At 65.1% G+C, this 23,995-nt stretch carries 20 protein-coding genes and 1 rRNA gene; 9 read left to right on the top strand and 12 right to left on the bottom strand.

What is annotated here, in order from left to right:
* Positions 1-24: 24 nt before the first annotated feature.
* The gene (clpS, locus tag MWU77_RS16100; RefSeq protein WP_374229887.1) at positions 25-360 is read right to left on the bottom strand and encodes an ATP-dependent Clp protease adapter ClpS; all 336 of its coding nucleotides are present in this window, start codon (positions 358-360) and stop codon (positions 25-27) included.
* 69 nt (positions 361-429) lie between these two features.
* Here clpS and MWU77_RS16095 point away from each other — a divergent pair, with 69 nt between their 5' ends.
* The 3 genes from MWU77_RS16095 to MWU77_RS16085 are packed head-to-tail and all read left to right on the top strand — an operon-like array spanning position 430 to position 4,407.
* The gene (locus tag MWU77_RS16095) at positions 430-1,767 is read left to right on the top strand and encodes a nicotinate phosphoribosyltransferase (RefSeq protein ID WP_247274220.1); all 1,338 of its coding nucleotides are present in this window, start codon (positions 430-432) and stop codon (positions 1,765-1,767) included.
* A 5-nt stretch (positions 1,768-1,772) separates the two neighbouring features.
* Entirely contained in the window at positions 1,773-2,348 is a 576-nt protein-coding gene (locus tag MWU77_RS16090; protein WP_247274319.1) for a nicotinamidase, read from the top strand.
* Positions 2,349-2,373: 25 nt separating this feature from the next.
* Complete coding sequence (locus MWU77_RS16085) at positions 2,374-4,407, top strand: ATP-dependent DNA helicase (protein WP_247274219.1); 2,034 nt, start codon at positions 2,374-2,376, stop codon at positions 4,405-4,407.
* A 64-nt stretch (positions 4,408-4,471) separates the two neighbouring features.
* Here MWU77_RS16085 and glgP read toward each other — a convergent pair whose 3' ends face one another.
* On the bottom strand, positions 4,472-7,048 hold the full coding sequence (glgP, locus tag MWU77_RS16080; protein ID WP_247274218.1) for an alpha-glucan family phosphorylase: 2,577 nt from the start codon (positions 7,046-7,048) through the stop codon (positions 4,472-4,474).
* Between the two features lie 491 nt (positions 7,049-7,539).
* Between glgP and MWU77_RS16075 the strand changes: the two genes are divergently transcribed.
* The 3 genes from MWU77_RS16075 to MWU77_RS16065 are packed head-to-tail and all read left to right on the top strand — an operon-like array spanning position 7,540 to position 13,241.
* Positions 7,540-9,558 (top strand): alpha-1,4-glucan--maltose-1-phosphate maltosyltransferase, encoded by a 2,019-nt coding sequence (locus tag MWU77_RS16075; protein ID WP_247274217.1) that lies wholly within the window; start codon positions 7,540-7,542, stop codon positions 9,556-9,558.
* Positions 9,555-11,756, top strand: a complete 2,202-nt coding sequence (glgB, locus tag MWU77_RS16070) for a 1,4-alpha-glucan branching protein GlgB (protein WP_247274216.1) — start codon at positions 9,555-9,557, stop codon at positions 11,754-11,756. Before MWU77_RS16075 ends, glgB begins: the two co-directional genes overlap by 4 nt.
* A 33-nt stretch (positions 11,757-11,789) precedes the next feature.
* Complete coding sequence (locus MWU77_RS16065) at positions 11,790-13,241, top strand: metallopeptidase (RefSeq protein WP_169688490.1); 1,452 nt, start codon at positions 11,790-11,792, stop codon at positions 13,239-13,241.
* A gap of 69 nt (positions 13,242-13,310) precedes the next feature.
* Here MWU77_RS16065 and MWU77_RS16060 read toward each other — a convergent pair whose 3' ends face one another.
* The 3 genes from MWU77_RS16060 to MWU77_RS16050 all read right to left on the bottom strand — a co-directional run bounded on the left by MWU77_RS16060 (position 13,311) and on the right by MWU77_RS16050 (position 15,969).
* Entirely contained in the window at positions 13,311-14,201 is an 891-nt protein-coding gene (locus MWU77_RS16060; protein WP_247274318.1) for a tetratricopeptide repeat protein, read from the bottom strand.
* Positions 14,202-14,313: 112 nt separating this feature from the next.
* Positions 14,314-14,673 carry a DUF3817 domain-containing protein gene (locus MWU77_RS16055; protein WP_169688489.1) on the bottom strand — a complete coding sequence of 120 codons (360 nt, stop codon included), beginning with the start codon at positions 14,671-14,673 and terminating at the stop codon, positions 14,314-14,316.
* Positions 14,674-14,778: 105 nt separating this feature from the next.
* Positions 14,779-15,969 carry an acetyl-CoA C-acetyltransferase gene (locus MWU77_RS16050; RefSeq protein WP_247274215.1) on the bottom strand — a complete coding sequence of 397 codons (1,191 nt, stop codon included), beginning with the start codon at positions 15,967-15,969 and terminating at the stop codon, positions 14,779-14,781.
* A gap of 97 nt (positions 15,970-16,066) precedes the next feature.
* Here MWU77_RS16050 and mce point away from each other — a divergent pair, with 97 nt between their 5' ends.
* Entirely contained in the window at positions 16,067-16,552 is a 486-nt protein-coding gene (gene mce / locus MWU77_RS16045) for a methylmalonyl-CoA epimerase (protein ID WP_169688487.1), read from the top strand.
* 79 nt (positions 16,553-16,631) lie between these two features.
* Complete coding sequence (locus MWU77_RS16040; protein WP_240959232.1) at positions 16,632-17,822, top strand: hypothetical protein; 1,191 nt, start codon at positions 16,632-16,634, stop codon at positions 17,820-17,822.
* A gap of 52 nt (positions 17,823-17,874) precedes the next feature.
* On the opposite strand, the gene MWU77_RS16035 is transcribed toward MWU77_RS16040, so the two are convergent.
* Both MWU77_RS16035 and nucS read right to left on the bottom strand, forming a co-directional pair.
* Positions 17,875-18,213 carry an ATP/GTP-binding protein gene (locus tag MWU77_RS16035; protein ID WP_247274214.1) on the bottom strand — a complete coding sequence of 113 codons (339 nt, stop codon included), beginning with the start codon at positions 18,211-18,213 and terminating at the stop codon, positions 17,875-17,877.
* A 3-nt stretch (positions 18,214-18,216) separates the two neighbouring features.
* On the bottom strand, positions 18,217-18,894 hold the full coding sequence (nucS, locus tag MWU77_RS16030) for an endonuclease NucS (RefSeq protein WP_247274213.1): 678 nt from the start codon (positions 18,892-18,894) through the stop codon (positions 18,217-18,219).
* Positions 18,895-18,936: 42 nt separating this feature from the next.
* On the opposite strand from nucS, the gene MWU77_RS16025 reads away from it, so the two are divergent.
* Positions 18,937-20,481 (top strand): adenylate/guanylate cyclase domain-containing protein, encoded by a 1,545-nt coding sequence (locus tag MWU77_RS16025; protein WP_247274212.1) that lies wholly within the window; start codon positions 18,937-18,939, stop codon positions 20,479-20,481.
* A gap of 10 nt (positions 20,482-20,491) precedes the next feature.
* Here MWU77_RS16025 and ehuA read toward each other — a convergent pair whose 3' ends face one another.
* The 5 genes from ehuA to rrf form a co-directional block, all read right to left on the bottom strand.
* Positions 20,492-21,256, bottom strand: a complete 765-nt coding sequence (ehuA, locus tag MWU77_RS16020; protein WP_247274317.1) for an ectoine/hydroxyectoine ABC transporter ATP-binding protein EhuA — start codon at positions 21,254-21,256, stop codon at positions 20,492-20,494.
* A gap of 61 nt (positions 21,257-21,317) precedes the next feature.
* On the bottom strand, positions 21,318-21,962 hold the full coding sequence (gene ehuD / locus MWU77_RS16015; RefSeq protein ID WP_169688483.1) for an ectoine/hydroxyectoine ABC transporter permease subunit EhuD: 645 nt from the start codon (positions 21,960-21,962) through the stop codon (positions 21,318-21,320).
* Entirely contained in the window at positions 21,959-22,693 is a 735-nt protein-coding gene (gene ehuC / locus MWU77_RS16010) for an ectoine/hydroxyectoine ABC transporter permease subunit EhuC (protein WP_169688482.1), read from the bottom strand. Before ehuC ends, ehuD begins: the two co-directional genes overlap by 4 nt.
* A 16-nt stretch (positions 22,694-22,709) precedes the next feature.
* On the bottom strand, positions 22,710-23,609 hold the full coding sequence (gene ehuB / locus MWU77_RS16005) for an ectoine/hydroxyectoine ABC transporter substrate-binding protein EhuB (protein WP_247274211.1): 900 nt from the start codon (positions 23,607-23,609) through the stop codon (positions 22,710-22,712).
* Between the two features lie 298 nt (positions 23,610-23,907).
* Positions 23,908-23,995 (bottom strand): 5S ribosomal RNA (gene rrf, locus MWU77_RS16000); the annotation flags it as partial.

Raw genomic sequence — 23,995 nt, 5'->3', positions numbered from 1 at the left:
CGGTCGGATCCTCCTGTAGGCGCCTTATTCGTCTCGTTGCATCGTGGCCCACAGCCCTGCGGCATGTAGACGCTGTACATCGTGTTCCATCTTGTCACGGGACCCACTCGACACAACGGCTCTACCTTCGTTGTGCACCTTGAGCATGAGTTCGGTGGCTTTGGCCTTGCTGTAGCCGAAAAGCTTCTGGAAGATGAACGTCACATAGTGCATGAGGTTGACGGGGTCGTCCCACACAACCGTCACCCACGGTCGATCGATCGCCTCGGCTTCTTCGACGACTTCCGCTTCGGCAGGCATGGCCTGGCCCGCGGTGATCAAGTGGACGTCGAGGGGGGTTGTCCTGGAACACGGCGCCATGCGTCAAGGGTACGGCGTTCTCGCGGCTCGAAAAACCCGCCGTCACCGCGCTCGCTCTAGAGTGAGCGGATGGCTGTCACATCCGCCGGTACGAAGCCGGTGAGCACCGCACTGTTCACGGACAAATACGAACTGACGATGCTCGAAGCCGCACTGGCCGACGGCTCCGGCAGCCGGCCCTGCGTCTTCGAATTGTTCGCCCGCAAGCTTCCGGCCGGCCGCCGGTACGGTGTGGTCGCGGGCACCGGGCGGTTGCTCGATGCTCTACCTGCATTCCGATTCGGCGACGCCGAACTCGCTGTGGCGGCGGAGTTCCTCGAACCGTCGACCGTCGACTGGTTGCGCAATTTCCGGTTCAGCGGCGACATCGACGGCTATCGCGAAGGCGACTTCTATTTTCCCGGCTCGCCGATCCTGTCCGTCCACGGCACGTTCGCCGAATGCGTCCTGCTCGAGACGCTGGCTCTGTCGATCTTCAATCACGACAGCGCTATCGCATCCGCTGCGGCGCGCATGGTGAGCGTGGCCGACGGCCGCACATTGATCGAGATGGGTTCGCGCCGCGCGCACGAGGAAGCAGCCGTATCGGCAGCGCGCGCGGCGTACCTTGCGGGATTCGACTCGACATCCAACCTCGAAGCCGCGCGTCGCTACGGTGTTCCCGCAGCCGGAACCGCTGCCCACGCGTTCACGCTTCTGCACACCACTGCGCACGGCCGCGACGAGGCGTCGGCGTTCCGCAGTCAGATCGAGTCGCTCGGTGTCGGTACGACCCTGCTCGTCGACACCTACGACATCACGCAGGGTGTGGCGACGGCGATCGAGGTGGCGGGTCCCGAGCTCGGTGGTGTCCGGATCGACTCCGGCGATCTCGGGGTCCTTGCACGTCAGGTGCGTAGGCAGCTCGACGGCCTCGGTGCTCGGCGGACGAAGATCGTCATGTCCGGCGACCTGGACGAATACGCAATCGCCGGACTGCGTGCCGAGCCGGTCGACGCCTACGGAGTGGGGACCTCCGTGGTCACGGGTTCGGGTGCACCGACCGCGGGAATGGTCTACAAGCTCGTCGAGGTCGACGGTATTCCGGTCGAGAAACGCAGTACGGCCAAGGAATCGCGGGGCGGCGCGAAGCGCGCCGTGCGGTACGCGCGCAGCACCGGCACCCTCGTCGAAGAGGTCGTCTACCCCGTACACCTCGAGGTGCCGACGGGTGAGGGTCGGTCTGCGACCGACCTGACGGTTCCGCTGGTTCGCGGTGGCGAGCCGGTCCCCGGTCTCCCTACCCTGGAGGACAGCAGGGAGTACCTGAGGCGTTCGATGGTGAGTCTGCCGTGGGAAGGGCTGACGATTTCGGCCGGCGACCCGGCGATTCCCACTCGTTTCGTGACTTCGACGGAGCAGAGGTGAGGTCGGTGCGAGCACTACTCGTGGTCGATGTGCAGAACGATTTCTGCGAGGGCGGCGCGCTCGCGGTGACCGGTGGCACCGCGGTCGCTTCCGCCATCACGTGTTTCCTCACCGAGCGTGGGGACGATTACTCCCATGTGGTCGCAACACGCGACCATCACATCGATCCGGGTGAGCACTTCTCGGACGAGCCCGACTTCGTCGATACCTGGCCGCCGCACTGTCGCGCTGATTCCGTCGGGGCCCGGTTCCATCCGGATCTGGAGCTGTCCCGGATCGAAGCGGTGTTCTCGAAGGGCGCGTACGAGGCCGCGTATTCCGGTTTCGAAGGTGTCGACGAGTCGGGGCAGCCCCTCGCGCAGTGGTTGCGCGAGCGCGGTGTGACGGACGTCGACGTCGTCGGGATCGCCACCGATCATTGTGTGCGTGCGACCGCGTTGGATGCCGTCGAGGCGGGATTCGGGACGCGGGTGCTGCTGGGGTACACGTCCGGTGTCGCCGAGGCGACCGTCGAGTCCGCGCTCGATCAGATGCGCAGCGCAGGCGTCGAGCTGGTCGAATGGGTCGGCGCCGAAATCTGACGGTGGGTCCCGCTACCCTGGCTCGGTGCCTGAACTCCCCGATGTCCCCGAATTGCTACGTACCGCGGTGCACGCTCTGGGCGGTAGGGAGCGGCGCAATCAGCTGACCATGGCGTCCGCGGTCGCACACAGCATCGACACCGGTGAGCACCTCGCGGTGCAGGCGGGCACCGGCACGGGCAAGTCGCTCGCGTACCTCGTTCCGAGCATCCGGTACGCGGTACAGACCGGCCGCACGGTTGTCGTGTCCACCGCGACGATCGCGCTGCAACGTCAGCTCGTCGACCGCGATCTTCCGCGTCTCGCCGAGGCACTCGAGGACGCCCTCGGCCGGAGACCTCGCTTCGCGATCCTCAAGGGCCGCGGAAACTATCTCTGCCTGAACAAGATCCACACGGGTCTCGCCGAGGAGGCACCGGCCGAGGCCCAGCTCTTCGACGCGTTCACACTCTCACGCATCGGCCGCGAGGTGCGCCGCGTGACGGAATGGTCGTCGAGCACGGAAACCGGCGACCGCGACGACCTCTCCCCTGGCGTCTCCGACCAGGCGTGGCGTCAGCTCAGTGTCACTGCACGCGAATGCCTCGGCAAGGCACGCTGCCCGGTCGGCGACGATTGCTTCGCCGAGATCGCACGCACCGAGGCCTCACAGGTCGATGTGGTGGTCACCAACCACGCGCTTCTCGCGATCGACGCCATCACGGGGCTCGCGATCCTGCCCGAACACGATGTCGTGGTCATCGACGAAGCGCACGAACTCGTCGACCGGGTCACGGGCGTCGCCACCGCCGAGTTGTCGGGCAGCAGTATCTCCGCAGCCGCGCGGCGCTGCGTCAAACTCGTCGAGGACGAGGACGTCGACCGGCTCGAAGGTGCTGCCGAGAACTGGGAGTCGCTGCTCGAGGAGCTTCCTGCCGCGCGGTGGGATTCGATGCCCGAGGGCGCGGCAGCTGCTCTGGCGTCGATCCGCGATGCCGCGTGGGCCATGCACACCGCCATCGGGCCGGCCAAGCCCGGCACCGACCCGGAGGCCGCTGCAGCCCGCAGCCAGGCTCTCTCCGAGATCGACGACGTGCACGATTGCGCGGTGCGGGCTTTGACGACGTTCGAGCAGCCCGATCCCGCACAACGTCAGGATGTGGTGTGGCTGGCGGCCGACGAGTTCCGCGGCAATGTGCGCCGCACGGTGCGGATCGCGCCGTTGTCGGTCGGGGGTCTGCTGAGGTCTCGACTGTTCGGCGAGTCGACGGTGGTGCTCACCTCTGCGACGCTCACGGTCGGCGGATCGTTCGACGGTCTGGCCGTCAATTGGGGGTTGCCCCCGCAGGCCCTGTCACGCAGCGAGACCACTGCCGCATCGGGGGCCGAACCACCCGCCGACAACAGTGATCCGAAGTGGAATGCCGTTGATGTCGGATCCCCGTTCGATCACGCCAAATCCGGGATTCTGTACATCGCGAAGCACCTGACGCCTCCCGGCCGCGACGGGCTTTCGCCGTCTCATCTCGACGAGATCGCCGAGCTGGTCACGGCCGCGGGTGGTCGCACGCTGGGTCTGTTCTCGTCGATGCGGGCGGCGAAGGCCGCCACCGAAGCTCTGCGCGAGCGGATCGACACCCCGATTCTGTGCCAGGGCGACGATTCCACGGGTGCGTTGGTCGACAAGTTCGCGGCCGACGAAGCGACGTCGCTGTTCGGCACCCTGTCGCTGTGGCAGGGCGTCGATGTGCCGGGCCGGTCGCTCTCGCTCGTCCTCATCGACCGGATTCCGTTCCCCCGCCCCGACGATCCGCTGCTGGTCGCCCGGCAGCGTGCCGTCGAGTCCCGCGGCGGCAACGGGTTCATGGCGGTCGCAGCGAACCATGCTGCACTACTGCTCGCTCAGGGTGTCGGCAGGTTGTTGCGGTCGACCGACGATCGAGGGGTCGTTGCCGTGCTCGACTCGCGCCTGGCCACGGCCCGTTACGGTGGCTATCTGCGCGCGTCGCTCCCGCCGTTCTGGGAGACCGCCGACCCTCAGGTCGCCCGCAAGTCGCTCTCCCGGCTCACCGGTTCGTGAAGGTGTGGTTCCGGAGCCCGGATTCCGAGCCAGGATTCCGGGCCCGGAACCACACTTTCTCGACTTACGGCAGTGCGACCATGCCGAACTCGGCTGGGGTCGCCATCAGGTCGTGGTGCGGGAGTACCCGGACGGTGTATCCGACCGCCCCGGAGAGTGGCAGCGGTACGTCGACGGTGAACTCTTCCCCGAGCGGGTCGGAGCCGGAGTGTTTCATCGCCACCGTCACTGTGTCCGTGAGGGTGTCGTCCGATCCGACCTTGCCGAACACCGCCTGTACCTGCACATCGTCGGGCGACAGTCCGCCGAGTTGGACGTGGGCGATCAGGCCGAGGCTCGATCCGATCACCGGGCTTTCCGGCAATCCGTGACTGTCGACCTGCGCGACCCGTACCGCCGGCCATGCGGAGTCGATGCGATGCCGGTAATCGGCCAGCGCCTTGGCCCCCGCGAAGTCGTCGGCGACGATTTCGCGCGCCGCCTCCGCAGCGGGTGTGTAGTAGTCGACGGCGTAGTCGCGCACCATGCGTGAGGCGAGGACCTTGGGTCCGAGCTTCTCGAGGGTATGACGCACCATCTCGATCCATCGGGTGGGCACGTCTTGATCATCACGCTCGTAGAAGCGGGGCAGTACCGAGCGTTCGAGCAGCTCGTACAGGGCTCCGGCTTCGAGGTCGTCGCGTCGTACGTCGTCGACGCCGTCGGCGGTCGGGATGGCCCATCCGTTCTCGCCGTCGAACATCTCGTCCCACCATCCGTCGCGGATGGACAGGTTCAGTCCGCCGTTGAGCGCAGATTTCATGCCCGACGTTCCGCATGCTTCGAGCGGGCGCAGCGGGTTGTTGAGCCAGACGTCGCATCCCCAGTACAGGAAGCGCGCCATCGACATGTCGTAGTCGGGCAGGAACACTATGCGGTGCCGCACGTCGTGTTGGTCGGCGAAGCGCACGATCTGCTGTATCAGACCCTTTCCGCCGTCGTCGGCGGGATGGCTCTTGCCTGCGACGACGAGCTGCACGGGCCGTTCCTCGTCGAGCAGCAGGGCGCGCAGTCGTTCGGGGTCGCGCAGCATCAGTGTCAGCCGCTTGTAGGTGGGCACGCGGCGCGCGAAGCCGACGGTGAGGGCGCCCGGATCGAAGACGGTGCCGACCCACCCGAGCTCGGCCTCGGTGGCTCCGCGTTCGAGCCACGAGTTGCGCAGACGGCGTCGCACCTCGTCGACGAGCTGTCCGCGCAGCACGTTGCGGGTGGACCACAGTTCGGCCGGGTCGACACCCTGCAGCAGCTCCCAGCCGCGGGCTTCCTCGACGCGATCCGGGCCGGCGAGCCGATTGGCGAGGGTGATCCATTCGCGGGCGGCCCAGGTAGGTGCGTGGACGCCGTTGGTCACGGACCCGATAGGCACTTCGGCGGCATCGAATCCGGGCCACAGCCCCTCGAACATCCCTCGGCTGACCTCACCGTGCAGTCGGGACACACCGTTGGATCGCTGTCCGAGACGCAGACCCAGATGAGCCATGTTGAACACGTGGGGGTCGTCCTCGCGACCGAGCGCAAGGATCCGGTCGACCGGCAGGCCGGGCAGCAAAGCCGATTCGTTCTCTCCGTTGGGGCCCGCGAAGTAGTGACGAACGAGGTCGATCGGGAAACGGTCGATGCCTGCGGGCACCGGGGTGTGGGTGGTGAACACCGTTCCGGCCCGCACCGCGGCGAGGGCTTCGTCGAAGTCGAGGCCGGTGGTGGTGACGAGTTCGCGGATTCGTTCTGCCCCGAGGAACCCGGCGTGGCCCTCGTTCATGTGGAACACCTCGGGATCGGGAAGCCCGTGGATACGGGTATAGGCGCGCACGGCCCGCACCCCGCCGATGCCCGCGAGGATCTCCTGTTTGATGCGGTGGTCCTGCCCGCCGCCGTACAAGCGATCGGTGACCTTGCACATGTCCTCGTCGTTGCTCGCGATGTCGGAATCGAGGAGCAGCAGCGGCACGCGGCCCACCTGAGCGATCCACACCCGTGCATCGAGGGTGCGGGCACCGGGCACATCGACACGCACGAGCGCCGGGGTGCCGTCGGATTCGGTGAGGAGCCGCAGCGGCAGCCCCTGGGGGTCGTACGACGGGTAGTGCTCGAGCTGCCAGCCGTCGGCACTCAGCGACTGTTTGAAGTAGCCGGAGCGATACAGCAATCCGACGCCGATGAGTGGCACTCCCAGATCGGAGGCGGCCTTGAGGTGGTCGCCTGCGAGGATGCCGAGCCCGCCCGAGTAGTTCGGAAGGACCTCGGTGACACCGAATTCCATCGAGAAGTACGCGATGCCCTCTGGCAGGGCGGTGCCGCGTTCGCGTTGGAGCTGGTACCAGGCCGGGCGCGACAGATAGTGGTCGAGATCCGCGGCGGCCGCTTCGAGCCGCGCGAGGAATTCACTGTCGGTGGCCAATGCATCGAGCCGCGACGGAGCGATCTCACCGAGCAGTCGGACCGGGTCCTCGTCGACCTTCGCCCACAGTTCAGGGTCGATGGACGCGAACAAATCTTGTGCCTGCGGGTGCCACGACCAGCGCAGATTGGTTGTCAGTGCCTCCAGCGCGGCGAGCGGCTCGGGCAGGTGGGCTCGGACAGTGAACCGACGCAAGGCTTTCACCCCGCGAATCCTACCCAGGTTCTCTTGTGTGCGACGGGTGTGGAACTTGCGGCCGTCGAGCTCACTGCGGCGGGGCCGTCCGACACGTGCGACGGCCCCGCGACACACGCCACGGGGCCGTCAGTACTTCTACGGCCGACCCGCGCGCGGGTCGGCCGACGGGTCAGAGTCCGCCGAGCAGAAGGTGCAGCAAATCCCCGACAACCCCGATCAATCCGGCAACCAGACCCATGATGTTCATCCCTCCGTTTGCGCCCTGTCGGACGTCTGTGTGCATTACGAAATCGACGCTAGGTGGCGACGTATTGCCGTCCGGTCAACTGACGTAACCCGCGAGTAACGGATACGGGCAGTCATAACAAAGGGTGCGTTTCGCCCTTTCCGAATGCATGGCCGGGAACTCTGCTGCCGCCTGGAATAGGGTTGTGGTCGCACACCCACGGTTCATTTTCGGCGCGGGCCACCCGCCCGCCCCAGCGAACGGAGAACACGTGACAGGTCGTCTCGCCATCGACGACGTTCGGCCCGCGATCGACGGCGGGAGGTACCCGACCAAGGCTGTCACCGGTGAGGTCGTTCCTGTCTCGGCCGTAGTGTGGCGCGAGGGCCACGAGGCTCTTGCGGCGACGCTGGTGGTACGCGGTCCGGCCGCGGACCCCGAGACCATGGGCAAGCTCGTACGGATCCCCATGACACCGGGCCACGAACCCGACACGTTCAACGCGGTGTTCACCCCGACCAGCCCTGGCAGATGGACTTACCGTATCGAAGCCTGGAGCGATCCGATCGCCACGTGGCGTCACGCCGTCGAAGCGAAAATCGATGCGGGCCAGGGACCGGAGGATCTGGCCAACGACCTGGAGATCGGCGCGCAGCTGTTCGAGCGCACCTCAAAGGCGGCGCCCCGCGGGAGCCGGCCGGCGCTGCTCGCAGTGTCCGCCGCGCTCCGGTCGCATCGCACACTTGGCGAACGTGTCGCGCCTGCCTACTCTGCCGACGTCACCGAGGTCCTCCGCGCGCACCCACTGCGCGAGCTCGTCACCCGCGGTCGCGCGTACACGACGATCGTCGAGCGGCGCCGCGCGCTGTTCGGTTCGTGGTACGAGTTCTTCCCCAGGTCCACGGGGGGCTGGAACGATGACGGCACCCCGCGGCACGGCACGTTCGCGACAGCGGCTGCCGACCTTCCGCGCATCGCCGCGATGGGGTTCGACGTGGTGTATCTGCCGCCGATCCATCCGATCGGCAAGATCAACCGGAAGGGCCCGAACAACTCGTTGGTCGCGGGGCCCGACGATGTCGGATCGCCCTGGGCGATCGGGTCGGCAGAAGGCGGCCACGACGCTATCCACCCCGATTTGGGTACCGAGGAGGATTTCCGCGACTTCGTCACGCGTGCCCGCGAACTCGATCTCGAGGTTGCCCTCGACCTCGCGTTGCAGTGCGCACCGGATCACCCGTGGGCGCGGTCGCATCCCGAATGGTTCACGGTGCTGCCCGACGGAACGATCGCGTATGCGGAGAACCCGCCCAAGAAGTACCAGGACATCTACCCGATCAATTTCGATGTCGATCGTGACGGCATCTACGCCGAGGTGCTACGTGTGGTCCGGCACTGGATCGCAGCGGGAGTACGCATCTTCCGGGTCGACAATCCGCATACGAAGCCACCGGACTTCTGGGAGTGGCTGATCGAGGAGATCCGCAAGAGCGATCCGGATGTGGTGTTCCTCGCCGAGGCGTTCACCCGGCCCGCACGGATGTACGGTCTCGCGCGCCGCGGCTTCGCGCAGTCCTACACGTATTTCACGTGGCGGATCGCGAAATGGGAGCTCACCGAGTTCGGGTTGGAGATCGCAGGTAAGGCGGACGAGGCGCGGCCGAATCTGTTCGTCAACACCCCCGACATCCTCCACGAGTCGCTGCAGCACGGCGGTCCAGGAATGTTCGCACTGCGAGCAGCGTTGGCCGCAACCCTTTCGCCGACGTGGGGTGTGTACTCAGGTTACGAACTGTACGAGCATGTTCCGCTGCGACCCGGCAGCGAAGAGTATCTCGACTCGGAGAAGTACCAATTGCGTCCGAGGCGGTTCGACGACGCCCGCCGTCGCGGGGAATCCCTCGAGCCCTGGCTGACCGAGCTCAATCGGATCCGGCGGGCGCATCCGGCGCTACAGCAGCTCCGCAACATCACGTTCCACCACATCGACAACGACGCATTGATCGGGTACTCGAAGTTCGACCCGACGACCGGCGACACGGTGCTCACCATCGTCAACCTGAATCCGTATGCCGCGGAGCAGGGCACGATCTGGCTCGACATGCCCGCCCTCGGGCACGAGTGGCACGACCATCTGCCGGTCTACGACGAAGTGAGCGGCGAGCAATACCACTGGGGCCAGGCCAATTTCGTACGGCTCGAACCGTGGCGATCGGTCGCTCACATCCTGGTGTTGCCGCGCATCGGAGTTCCCGTCCGCACAACTCTCGCGCACAGGAGGCAGCCGTGACCGTGCCGCCGTCAGCACCGCGTCACGCGCCGCATCCCGAGGAACTGGCACGCCTCGCAGCCGGCGAGCACCACGATCCCCATTCGATCCTCGGTGCGCATCCGCACCCCGAGGGCACGGTGTTCCGGGCGTTGCGGCCCGGCGCGCAGAAGGTCGAAGTGCGTGTGGGGGGAACGGATCATCCTCTCGAGTCGGTCGGACACGATGTGTTCAGCGCGTTGCTTCCGATACACGATCCCGCCGATTACCGGTTGGTCGTGACGTATCCGCTCGACTACACGGTGGTCGTCGCAGACGGGTACCGGTTTCTGCCCACTCTCGGCGAACTCGATCGCCATCTGATCAGTGAAGGTCGGCACGAGCGGTTGTGGGAAGTCCTGGGTGCCCACCCCCGCTCGTACGACACTCCCGACGGCACGGTCACCGGCACATCGTTTGCGGTGTGGGCTCCAGGTGCTCGTGGTGTGACGGTGATCGGCGACTTCGACCTGTGGGGCGGTGGTACCGCTCCGATGCGCGTTCTGGGGTCGAGCGGTGTGTGGGAGTTGTTCGTGCCCGGTGTCGAGCCGGGTCAGCTCTACAAGTATCGCGTCCACGGGCACGATGGTTCGATCCGTGACAAAGCCGATCCCATGGCATTCGCCACCGAGGTGCCACCGGCGACCGCGTCGGTGGTCACACGCAGCTCGCACGAGTGGCGCGATGAGCAGTGGCTCGCCTCGCGCGCCCAGGCCCAGCCCTGGCAGGAACCGATGAGTGTGTACGAGGTGCATCTCGGGTCGTGGCGTCCGGGACTGACCTATTCCGAGCTCGCCGACCAGCTGGCCGAATACGTGCGGGAAACCGGTTTCACCCATGTGGAACTCATGCCCGTCGCCGAGCATCCGTTCGGTGGGTCATGGGGTTACCAGGTCACCTCGTACTACGCGCCGACAGCGCGGTTCGGGACGCCCGACGAGTTCCGTGAGTTCGTCGATCGACTGCACGCCGCGAATGTCGGCGTGATCATGGACTGGGTGCCCGCGCACTTCCCGAAGGACGACTGGGCACTCGCCCGTTTCGACGGCACTCCGCTCTACGAACACGCCGATCCCCAGCGCGGCGAACAGCTCGATTGGGGTACCTATGTGTTCGACTACGGCCGTAAGGAGGTACGCAACTTCCTCGTCGCGAACGCGTTGTACTGGATCGAAGAGTTCCACATCGACGGATTGCGTGTCGATGCCGTGGCGTCGATGCTCTATCTGGATTATTCCCGGCCCGAGGGCGGCTGGACCCCGAACGAATTCGGTGGGCGTGAGAACCTCGATGCCGTCGCGTTCCTTCAGGAACTCAACGCGACAGTGCACAAGCACCACCCCGGTGTCGTGACGATCGCGGAAGAATCCACGGCGTGGCCCGGTGTGACGCGGCCGACGAATGTCGGGGGGCTCGGGTTCTCGATGAAATGGAACATGGGCTGGATGCACGACACCCTCGGGTATCTCATGCACGACCCGGTCCACCGGACTTTCCACCACCACGAGATCACGTTCTCCTTGATGTATGCGTGGAGCGAGCATTTCGTGCTGCCGATCAGTCACGATGAGGTCGTCCACGGCAAGGGCACGTTGTGGACGCGCATGCCCGGCGACGACCACACGAGAGCCGCCGGGTTGCGCGCGATGCTCGCGTACATGTGGTCGCACCCCGGGAAGCAGTTGCTGTTCATGGGACAGGAGTTCGGGCAGGTCGGTGAGTGGTCGGAGGAACGCGGTCTCGACTGGTGGCAGCTCGACGATCCGCACACCGGAGCATTGCATGCGGGTATCCGCACGCTGGTCGCCGATCTGAACCGCGTATACCGCCACCATCCGGCGCTGTACACGCTCGACACCACTCCCGGCGGGTATTCGTGGATCGATGCCAACGATGCCCACAACAATGTGCTCAGTTTCCTGCGCTACGGCAGCGACGGTTCGGTGATCGCGTGCCTGTACAACTTTTCGGGCAGCATGCAGGCCGACTACCGTGTGGGGCTGCCGGAACCGGGTGCCTGGGAGGAAGTTCTCAACACGGACGCGACCGCGTATCAGGGAAGCGGCACCGGTAATCTCGGCGCGGTGATCGCCACGACACATTCGTGGCACGGGCGCCCGGCTTCGGCTCGGGTGACGCTTCCGGCGCACGGCGCGATCTGGCTGTCGCCGCGGCGGTGATCGCCGGCAGCGACTGATGGAGAATGGATCGACGTGACACGACGACGCCGATGGTTCGCCCCGGTACTTCCGATTCTTGTGGCTGTCCTGGTGGCCGGTTGTACGCAGCAGGTCTCGGGAACAGCGGTGTCGATCTACGACAATCCGTTCACCGTCGCAGGTCTACCCGTGGTGTCGGGCCCGACCGGGCCACGCAGTGGTGTCTCCGATGCCGACGTGACGATCGAGAACACCGATGGCGGTGCGATCGACATCCTTGCGGGTAACGCGATCGCCGACCTCGAAGAGTACTGGCGGCAGGAGTACAGCTCGGTCGCGCGAGGCGACTTCGTGCCGGTCGGCACGATCATCTCGTGGGATCCCTCCGAGCGTCGCGGCCCCCGTTTCTGCGGTGAGTCCACCTATGACTTCATCAATGCGGCGTACTGCAGCGGTGGGGACGTCATCGGCTGGGACCGCACCTACCTCATGCCGCAACTCGTCGAGGACTTCGGCCCCATGTCGGCGGTCACCGTACTCGCCCATGAGTACGGGCATGCCATCCAGTACACGGCGGGTATCGTCGGCGACGATGATCCCGGCATCGTGTTCGAGCAGCAGGCGGACTGTTTCGCCGGGGCCTTCATGCGACACGTCGCCGAGGGCGACTCCGAGCACTTCGAACTCAACACGGCGGACGGCCTCAACAATGTCCTGGCGTCGATGGTGTTGTTTCGCGACAGCGACCCGAACGATCCGGATTCCATCCACGGATCCGCGTTCGAACGCGTGACGGCGGTGCAGATCGGCTTCACGGACGGTGCCGCGACCTGTCCGCGTATCGATGCGGCAGAGATCGAATCCCGGCGCGCGGATCTGCCCCAGTATTTCGACAGCATCGACGACGGCGAACTACCGGTGACTGCGGAGTCGGTCGAGACCATCTTCGAGTCGTTCCACCACGTGTTCGACCTCGAATCGCCTCCCGAGCTGGAATTGTCGGGTGCGGATCTCGGTTGTCCCGACGCGAAGACGACGGTGCCGGTGTCGTACTGTCCGGCAACGAACACCGTGGGGGTCGACCTCGAGGAACTCGCCGCGGTCGGCACCCCGGACAGTTCGCGACGCGACGGTTTCAGTGCCGATGTGCGCGGTGATTACAACGCCTACGTCCTTGTCGCGTCCCGGTACGCGCTCGCGGTGCAGAAGGATGCGGGTCAAGGCCTCGCAGATGCCCGCACCGCGTTGCGTGCTGCATGCCTGTCGGGGGTGATCAGCGCGGCCTTGAGCCCGTCGAGCACGGTCGCTTCGGAACTCGACTCGGACGCCGAGATGGTGTGGCTTTCCCCTGGGGATCTCGACGAGGCCGTGTCCGGGTTGCTCCGCGACGGCCTCGCCGCGAGCGATGTCAACGGCAATACCGTCCCGAGTGGGTTCGCTCGGGTGGATGCGTTCCGCACCGGAGTACTCGGCGGCGAGAACTCGTGCACCGGCCGCTACCGCTGAGACAGCGGCCGGTGAGTCCTCGCGGCGACGGGGTCCGGTCGCGAAGGGGTCGGGTCGCGAATGGACCGGTCAGTAGAGCGCTGCAGCAAGCTTGCGACGTGCAGACACCACGAATGGCTCCGCCGGGTCGAACAGCTCGAACAGCTCGAGTAGTCGTGTGCGGGCTGCAGTGCGGTCGTCGCCGGCACTGCGCTTGACGAATGCGATGATCCGCTCGAAGGCCGCCTCGGGGTCCTGCGCGGACAGTTCGGCGTCGGCGGCGGCGAGTTGCGCCTCGAGATCGGCAGGAGCAGCATCCGCACGCGCTACCGCGTCCGCAGGAACGCCCTGGGACCGGGCCAGGAATTTCACCTGCCGCAGCGCCGCCTTGGCATCGGCGTTGTCGGGCTCGGAGTTGAGAATGAGGTTGTACGCAGCTTCGGCGCCCTCGAAATCGTTCTGCTCGAGAGCCTGCTCCGCCGCGACGAATCGCGGATCCTCGGGCTGTTCGGCCGGTTCGGCCTCTGCGGAGGGTGGGCCCGACAACTTGCCTTCGACAGCCTGGGCGATCGCCTCGAGCCACTGCCGCAGAGCCGGTTCGGGCTGGACGCCTTGGAAGTCTGCCAACGGCTGGCCTGCGGCAATCGCCACGACGGTCGGCACAGATTGGACTCCGAAGGCCTGGGCGATCCGAGGATTGGCGTCGACGTCGACTTTGGCGAGCACCCATGCACCTGCGGCCTCGGTGGCGAGCTTCTCGAGAAGCGGCGAGAGCTGTTTGCAGGGCTCGCACCAGGTGGCCCACAGGTCCACGATGACGGGTACCTGGGTCGAGCGCTGGAGCACTTCGGTTTCGAAGGTGGCCTCGGTGACGTCCACGATCGGTGGGAGTGCACCTTGCGTGCCGTCACCGGAGGGAGGCGGAGGGGGCGGCGTAGCAGCCCTGTCTTTGAGGGGCGCGAGATCCACCGCGCCGGACAGCGCCGCGGCCGCGGCGGCGGAACGTGAAGGACGGGAACCGGGTCGAGTCACGTCTTCCAGTTTGGCATGCCGCGGCCGATGAAGCTGCGGACGGTCAGACGGTGGCGGACGGTCAGACGGTGGCGGGTGCGTCCTGGCGGCTACCGGGCTCGGAGAGTTCTGCGAGGCGGCCGGTCTTGACGGCCCACCGCTCGAAGACGATGGTGCCGAACGGCGGGACACTCGACACGAGCGCCAGGAACGTGGTCTTGATGTCCCACTTCAGCGCCCACGCGGTGATGAAGGTGACGACGACGAACAGCATGAATCCGGCAACGCCGTGCACCATGCCGGGGATGCGGATGGCTTCCTCGTACCCGAGAACCCATTTGAAGAACATCGCGATCAGCAGGGCCAGCCAGGTCACCGCCTCCCAGATGGCTACGAGGCGGAACCTCTTCGCGGGAGTGGACAGGTCGAAGATCGTCGTCATAAGGGCCATTGTGCCCATTAATCTACGACGACCCGTAGTGGAGTGAGAGACATCACGGCCCTCGACGCTGGACGTCGAGGGCCGCGAGGGATCCGAGTTCGAAGATCAGGCCTTCGGCACCCGTACGATCAGCGCGTCGCCCTGCCCGCCACCACCGCACAATGCAGCCGCACCGATGCCGCCGCCTCGACGCTTCAGCTCCAACGCGAGATGCAGCGCGATGCGAGCACCGGACATACCGAGCGGGTGACCGAGTGCGATCGCCCCACCGTTGACGTTGACCTTGGCAGCATCGATCCCGAGCTCGCGAGCCGACGCGATACCCACTGCGGCGAACGCCTCGTTGATCTCGACGAGATCGAGATCCGCGGGGGCGATGCCCTCGCGTTCACACGCCTTGGCGATCGCGCGGGCCGGCTGCTGCTGCAGGGTCGAGTCGGGACCGGCGACGACACCCGACGCACCGATCTCCGCGATCCAGCTCAAACCGAGTTCCTCGGCCTTGGCCTTGCTCATCACGACCACCGCTGCCGCACCGTCCGAGATCTGGGATGCCGAGCCTGCAGTGACCGTGCCGTCCTTCGCGAACGCCGGACGCAACTTGCCGAGCGATTCGACGGTGGTGTCGGCGCGGATGCCTTCGTCGGTGGCGAACACGATCGGATCGCCTTTGCGCTGCGGGATCGACACGGGCACGACCTCGTCGTCGAACAGACCGTCCTTCCAGGCACGCGCCGCATTCTGGTGCGAGGCCGCGGCGAACGCGTCCTGTTCCTCACGAGAAACGAAATCGGAATCGGCATTCGCCGATTCGGTCAGCAGTCCCATCGCCTGGTCGGTGAAGATGTCGTGCAGACCGTCGTAGGCCATATGATCGCGCAGAGTCACGTCGCCGTACTTGAATCCGGCGCGACTCTTCTCGAGCATGTGCGGGGCCTGCGTCATCGACTCCTGACCGCCCGCGACGACGATGTCGAATTCGCCCGCGCGGATCAATTGATCGGCCATCGCGATGGCATTGAGGCCCGACAGACACACCTTGTTGATGGTCAGAGCGGGGACATCCATCGGGATGCCCGCGGCAACAGCGGCTTGACGTGCGGGGATCTGGCCGGCGCCTGCGGTGAGCACCTGGCCCATGATCACGTAATCGACCTTCTCCGGCGCGACCCCGGCCTTGTCCAGGGCGCCCTTGATGGCGACTCCGCCGAGAGCGGCTCCCGAGAAGTCCTTCAACGAACCTTGCAGGCGACCCATCGGTGTACGGGCTCCAGCGACAATGACAGAACTGCTCACGGGAAATGTCCTCCGAATAGACAATGCGGATGCTCACTCGGTGGGATACCCGGGACCCGATATGAGCTTGACCAACGGTACCGCTACCGTCAGAGGTATGACCGAGACCTCCCCCACATCGTCGCCTGTCGCGGCAGCTCTGTCCTCCGGGCTCGTCACGGCGATCGACCACGTCGGCATCGCCGTCCCCGATCTCGACGCCGCACTCACGTGGTACGCCGAGAACGTCGGGCTCGTGTCCACGCACGAAGAGATCAACGAGGAGCAGGGCGTCCGGGAGGCCATGCTCTCCGTTCCGGGCAGCCCCGACGGTGCCACCCAGATCCAGCTGCTGGCCCCGCTCGACGAGAACTCGACCATCGCGAAGTTCATCGACCGTAGCGGCCCCGGATTGCAGCAGCTCGCCTACCGGGTCACCGACCTCGATGCGATCTCCACGCACCTGCGTGAACAAGGCGTGCGACTTCTGTACGACGCACCGCGTCGCGGCACGGCCGATTCGCGGATCAACTTCCTGCATCCGAAGGATGCCGGTGGCGTTCTCGTCGAGCTCGTCGAGCCCGCCGCGAACCCCGCTCACTGACCCGATGTGTGAGTAGCTCCAGCACTGTGGTGCTGGAGCTGCCCAAGTGATCCCGGATTCGAGCGGGTAGATTGGCTTCATGGTCTTCGATCGTGATCGCGCTCCCAGTCACCTGCCGTTCTCCATCGTGCGGAAGGGCTTCGACCGCGACGAGGTGACCAACTACTTCGCCCGATTCGAAGCCGAGCTCCGCGTGACGGCAACCGACCGCGACGCAGCATCCGCACAGGCCCGTGATCTGGCCCGTCAGCTGGAGAATGCCCGGAACGAGATCGACGATCTCCGCAAGGACGTCGATCGCCTCTCGGTGCCTCCGACCACCGCGGAAGGCATGAGCGACCGCATCTCCCGGATGCTCCGACTGGCATCCGACGAAGCGTCGGAGCTTCGAGCCCGCGCTGAGAGCGATGCCGCCGAGATGGTCTCTCTCGCCGAGCAAGAAGGCATTCGCCTCCGCGGCGATTTCGAGAAGCGACTCGAGGACCTCGAGAACCGTCGCCTTGCCTGCGAGGAAGAACACTCCCGCACGATGGCTGCCGCACGTACCGAAGCCGACCGGATCGTCGCCGCCGCGCGCGCCGAGGCCGACCGTCGCGCCGCCGAGGCCGAAAGCAAGCGTGAGCAGGTGCAGCAGGACTTCGAGATCACGATGTCCGAACGCCGGTCGAAACTGCTCGGTTCACTCGACGAGCTCGAGCGCTCGAGCAAGGGCGAAGCAGAGCGTCGCCTCGAACAGGCCACCTCCGAAGCGAGTCGACGCCTCGCTGTGGCCACCGAGGCCTCCGAACGCAAGATCGCGAACGCCAAGGGGCTCACCGAGGAACTGCTCGTCATGCGGGGACGCATCCTCGGGCAGCTCGATGCCGTCCGTGAACAGCTCGACGGCGTACCCGACATGCTCGCGGCAGCAACCGAGGAAACCGACCTCCTTGCCCGCAACCTCTCGGACGACACCCCAGCACCGTCGGATGTCGAGGACAACGCGTCCGCCCAGCCCGCAGCAAAGGCCGAGTCCGACAGCGCCCGGCGCGGAGGCAAGAACGGCGAGCCCAGCACCACGAACTCGCGGCCGGGGTCCGACAAGCCCGACACCGAGAAGAGTGCGAGCAACAGCACCGACTCAGACGAAGCCGAAGCACGCGTAAGCGACCGAGGCACAACCCCGAAGGCTCCGAAGCAGACTCAGCCGCCGGCTCCGGCCCGAGGCGAGTCTCCGCGCCCCGGCGGCAGTGGTCGTTCGCCTGCGGTGGCGAGCAGAGTGCGGCGGTAGTCGCAACCACGCCGGGTAGCAGGACCGTCGTCTGGTCAGGACCAACGCCGGGTCAGGACCAACGCCGGGTCGGCCCCCGTCGTGCGCGGGCCGACCAGCATCCGTTGTGCCAATGCCGACGATCGTCGGCACCGCCGGGAACGTCGTTCGACCACGCCACGATGTGGGGCGTCCCCGGTGCGATCTCGTGGTCGCATCCCGGACAGCGATACGGTTTCGTCGCTCGCGACCCCGGCACCGTCCGCACCGTGAACTGTTCGGATTCCGCACCGGCAGGGCCCGACTCGGACCGCGTGGTCGCCCAACCGAAGGACGAGGACCCCGAGCCCGACGAGTCGGTGTTCGCCTTTGCGTGTTTACGCGACGCATGTGGACGATTCCGGCGTGGCATGGCTCAGAACAGCCGGAACTCGGTGCTCTCGGTCCCCCGCAACGCCTCGTAATCGAGTACCAGGCAGCGGATACCGCGATCGGTCGCGAGCGTCTTGGCCTGCGGCTTGATCTGTTGGGCGGCAAACACTCCGCTCACGGGCGCGAGAAGCGGATCCCGATTGAGCAGTTCGAGATAGCGCGTGAGCTGTTCCACCCCGTCGATCTCACCACGCCGCTTGATTTCGACCGCGACCGTGGCGCCGTCGGCATCGCGGCACAGTAGGTCGACAGGGCCGATGGCCGTCGGAAACTCGCGCCGCACCAGGCTGTATCCCGCACCGAGGGTTTCCACATGTTCGGCGAGCAGTTCCTGTAGGTGCGCTTCGACACCGTCCTTGATCAGGCCCGGATCGACTCCGAGTTCATGGCTCGAGTCGTGCTCGATCTCCTCGATGGTGATTCGCAACTGCTCGCCGGCCTTGTTCGTGACCACCCAGAGCGCCGCGGTGTCCTCCTCCGGAGCCTCTTCCGACAACCAGCACGGCGGGCTCATCCAGTTGAGAGGCTTGTAGGCACGGTCGTCGGCATGCACGCTCACCGACCCGTCCGCTTTCACCAACAACAATCGGCGTGCGGTGGGAAGGTGTGCGGTCAGACGTCCGATGTAGTCGACACGGCAACGAGCAATCACTAGGCGCACACGCCCACCCTAAGGGATGACCTCGTCTACGCTCGAACGACCATGTCAGCACGCAACAGCCGTACCGCGCCGCTCGGTTCCGCGATCCTGGGACAGCCTGAGGAGCCGGTCCGGCGGCTCCGAATTCGGGTCCAGTCTTTGCTGACTCTCTCGCTGGCGGGCACTCACATCGTCGGCGCCTTGATCGCAGCGACCCTCATCAATGTCGTGATCCCCGGGCCGTCGTTGCTCACCTCGGAGTTCCTCATTGTGATCGCCGTCCTCGCTCCGGCGTATGTGGTCGTGGCGATCGTTGTCGGGACGGTTCTCGGCACCCGCTACGGTGTGGATCATCTGGCCTGGGCTCTCGACGGCCGTCGTCCCACCGCCCGAGAGCAACGCACTGCCCTGAATCTCCCGCTGCGGATGACCCTGCAACAGGGTTTCCTCTGGGTCATCGGGCTGGTCCTGTTCACCACGTGCCTCGGGATCATCGATCCCGACACTATTCCCAAGGTGTCCATCACGATCCTGCTCGCCGGAACCACCGTGTGCGGGTTCGTCTATCTGTTCACCGAATTCGCGCTTCGGCCGATCGCAGCACGGGCACTCGAGGCAGGGGCACCCCGACGTCATCGCCTTGCCGGAACCACCGGTCGGGTGATGCTCGCGTGGGTTCTCGGCAGCAGTATCCCCGTGATCGGACTGATGCTGATCGCGGTGTTCAGTTTCATTCGTCCGGTCACCCCGGTCCGTTTCGCCGTGACCATCCTCGCGCTCGGAAGCATCACCCTGCTCGTCGGTTCGTTGCTGCTGTTCCTCAGCGTGCGCTCGAGTATTGCCCCGATCGAATCGGTGCAATACGGCATGTCACAGATCGAGAAAGGCGACCTGGACACGAAAATCGTGGTGTACGACGGCACCGAACTCGGCGAACTCCAGGCCGGATTCAACCGCATGGCCGATGGATTGCGGGAACGCGAGCGCATCAGAGAAGTCTTCGGTAGGCACGTCGGAAGAGATGTCGCGGCCGAAGCTCTCGAGAGCGCAGACATCCTCGGCGGCGAAGAACGCGATGTCGCGGTGCTGTTCATCGACATCGTCGGGTCTACGGCCCTGGCAAGCGAGTGGCCCCCTGTCGAGGTCGTCGCCTTGCTCAATCGCTTCTTTGCGGTGGTCGTGGAGGAAGTCCACCGCGCCGGTGGGTCGGTCAACAAGTTCGAGGGTGACGCGGCGCTGGCGATCTTCGGTGCACCGCTGCGGGTCGACGATGCGTCCGGTCGTGCGTTGCGGACCGCTCGCACGATGGCACATCGACTCGCCGACGAGATCCCCGAGTGTCGCGCCGGAATCGGGGTTGCGGCAGGTCGGGCTGTCGCGGGAAACATCGGCGCCGCAGAACGTTTCGAGTACACCGTCATCGGAGACCCGGTGAACGAGGCGGCGCGTTTGTCCGACCTCGCGAAAACCGTGCCGGGTTACGTCCTTGCATCGGGTCGCGCCGTCGACACCGCCACGAGCGACGAGGCGTCCGAATGGACCGTGCAGGACGAAATCACATTGCGCGGCCGGGCGGAGGCCACTCGGCTGGCAGTACCGGCCGAGTGACCTCGCTCCCTCACTCCTCTGCGAGGACTGCGTCGAGAAACTTGCGGGTCCGCTCCTCTTTCGGATTGGTGAAAATGACCTCGGGCGTGCCCTGTTCGATGATTCGCCCCCTGTCGAACATCAGAACACGGTTGGAGACGTCCCTGGCGAAGTGCATCTCGTGCGTCACGATCAGCATCGTGATGTCGGTGGTGTCCGCGATCTGCCGTAGAACGTCGAGCACGTCGGCGACGAGCTCCGGGTCGAGCGCCGAGGTGACCTCGTCGAGCAGCAGGATGTCGGGGTCCATCGCCAGTGCACGGGCGATGGCCACGCGCTGCTGTTGACCGCCCGACAGCTGAGTCGGGTGCGCTTTCTCCTTGTCGGACAGACCCACCATCGCGAGTAGTTCGCGCGCCCGAGCTTCCGCATCGGCCTTCTTGCGACCCAGCACGTGGATGGGCGCCTCGGTGAGATTCTCCATCACGTTCATGTTCGGAAACAGGTTGAAATGCTGGAACACCATGCCGATGCTCTGCCGCACTTTGCGCAGGTGTTTCTCGGACGCGGGAACAAGTTTGGTTCCCTTGTACTCGTGGCTCAACGGCTCGCCCTTGACCCATACCACTCCGCCGTCGACTTTCTCCAAGGTCATGAGAAGCCTCAGGATCGTGGTCTTGCCCGAGCCACTCGGCCCGATCAAGGTCACGCGGTCGCCGGGGGCGACATCGAAGTCGAGGTGGTCGAGCACGACGTTGTCGCCGAACTGCTTCACTACGGATTCGAACCGGATCATCGGCTCGCCCGACGTTCCACCGCCGGATGGATCCGCAGCTCCACCGGTGTCCTTGGTCAGATCAGTAGGCAAGACGACGCTCCAATCGGCGAATCAGCAATGAGGTCGGGTAGCTCGCTATCAGGAAGATCAATCCGGCCAATGTCAACGGCTCGAGATACTGGAAATTCCTGGCACCGAACTGCTGCGCTGCAGTGACCATCTCGACCACCGAAATGGTGAAGAGAAACGGCGTGTCCTTGAACATCGAGACTGCGTAATTTCCCAGCGCAGGAACCACCCGACGCACGGCCTGCGGCAAGATGACCGCCCGCCACGTACGGCTGCTCGGCAACGACAATGCCCTTGCTGCCTCCCACTGCCCCACAGGTACGGCTTCGATCCCGGCCCGATACACCTCGGCCATGTACGTCGCGTAATGGATGCCCAATACCGCGATACCGATCTGCAGCGCACTGAACTGCGGAAGCATGTAGTACACGAAGAGCAACTGGACGACCAACGGTGTGAGGCGAATGAACTCGACGACGGCTCCGAGCACCATCGACAAGGGACGCGGCAAACTTCGTCGGGCGATTGCCACAACTAAGCCCAACACTGCGGCGAGAAAGAAACCGAGGACTGTGGCGAGCAGGGTTATCTTGAATCCTTCGAGCAACACCGGAAGCGCATCCCAGGCGCGTTGCCAACTCCAGTCGACGGTCATGTCTTCACCTCCTCGGGCTTGTCGACAACCGGTGCGAGGCCGAAGATCTCACGCATCGATGGCCCTGTCCCCAGCCTGCTCTTCGCCCGCACCTCGAGCGCATTCATCAACAGCGTCAACGCATATCCCACAATGAAGTACAAGACGAGCCCGACACCGAAGGCGAAAAGTGTGTCGCCGGTGGTGCGACGCAACTGCTCGATCTCGAAGGTCAGATCCTGCAAGAGGATATAGCTTGCGAGCGCTGTGCCCTTGAGCAGCTGGATCAGCAAGTTCGTCAGCGGGGGAATCATTTCTGCCCATGCTTGCGGAAAGATGACCTTCCGAAGACGCTGCCAATAACTGAAATTCAGCGCGGTCGCGGCCTCCCATTGCGGACGCGGGACCGACGCGATCGCGCCGCGCACCACTTCGGCACCGTACGCGCCGTAGTTCAACGACAGTGCGAGGATGCCGCACACGATCGGCTCGAGCCGGTAGCCGAACAGCGGCATGACATAGAAGAACCAGAACAACTGCACCAGAAGCGAAGTACCCCTGAAGAACTCGATGACGATCCGGGAACTCCCCCTCAGGACCAGGTTCTTCGCGCCGGCCGCCAGCCCGAAGGCGACGGCCAGCAGGAACGCGAAGAACGCACTACCGATCGTGAGGTAGAGAGTGACCAGGATTCCATCGAGTATTCGAGGAAACGCATTTGTCAGCGCCTCGATCTTCGAACCGAAATCCATTCTGGAGAACCCGCTCTCAGGAGACGCCCTCGCAGAGCATCGCCGTGGTCAGTTCCGGATCGGGCAATTCCTCTTCGGTGAAACCGAATTCACCGACGATCGACAGGTACTTGTCCTTGTCCGACGTGATCTTCTGAAGCTCTTCGTTGTAGGCGTCGCGAAGTTCTTCGTCGCCCAAGCGGAAGACGGTGCCGCCTGCACCGACCTGAGGCACTCCGCCGATCTCGGCGACGAACGACTGCGTGACGTCGACCGGTGCCGACTCGTTGTTCTGCTTCATCCAGTTGAGCGAGATACCGGTGAGAGCGAAGACGTCGGCACGACCGTTGATCACCGCGTCCATGCCGTCCTGCGCGGATGCGACCTGCATCGCGTCGATTCCCGACTCCGCGGCATAATCCGACTCGATCGCGCCTGTCATGACCGCCAGGCTGGCGCCCGAGTCGCTGACCGATTGGATGTCCGACAGGTTCTGAGGATTGCCCTCAGGCACCATCAACGCTGTCGTGTAGTTGAACTCGGGCTCACTGAACAGCGCCTGCTCGCATCGCTGCGGCAGGATCGACATGCCGGCACTGACAACGTCGAACCGACCTGCCTGGAGACCGGGAATGAGCGCACCGAAGTCGGTGGCGACGCCTTCCACGTTCTCGATACCGAGGTTCTTGAAGATCTCACGGTGAAGGGCAACGGTCGCACCGGTGAGTTCGCCGTCCTCCATGAAGCTGTACGGGGCCTCACCGGCGAATCCGACAGTGACAGTTCCGGCCTCTCGCAAGCTCTCGAGGGTTGTCCCACCCTCCGCGCTTCCGGTGTCCGTACTGGTGCAGCCGGCGATAGATCCACCGACAAGTCCCAGTCCGGCAACACCAGCGGCGAACCTCACGGCCGCATTTCTACCAAGTCGCATACTCATCGTCCCAAATCCCTTTCGTCGTCACTAGGAACGACCCGGGAGGATCCGTACCGCCTTGCAGCACGACCCAACGGATCTGCCCAGCGGACGTTACCGACAGAAAGGGTCAAACCGGAAACCAGAATCGCGTTGTTACCATCTCGTAACCTGCGCGAAGGTTCCAGAGCAGCGGGAAGACAGAAATATTCAGACAACGCGGTGAGGGGCCCCACGAAGTGGAGCCCCTCACCGGAACGAATACACGGCAACGAAAAACACGAAGGGGGACCCACAAAGTGAGTCCCCCTTCGGAACGAATGCACGGCGGCGACCTACTCTCCCACACCCTGACGAGTGCAGTACCATCGGCGCAATGAGGCTTAGCTTCCGGGTTCGGAAAGGGACCG

It is taken from the genome of Rhodococcus sp. F64268 (assembly GCF_023015605.1).
Lineage (GTDB): Bacteria > Actinomycetota > Actinomycetes > Mycobacteriales > Mycobacteriaceae > Rhodococcus.
Note: the sequence above shows the minus strand (reverse complement) of the source record. Positions and strands in the feature narration are given on the sequence as shown.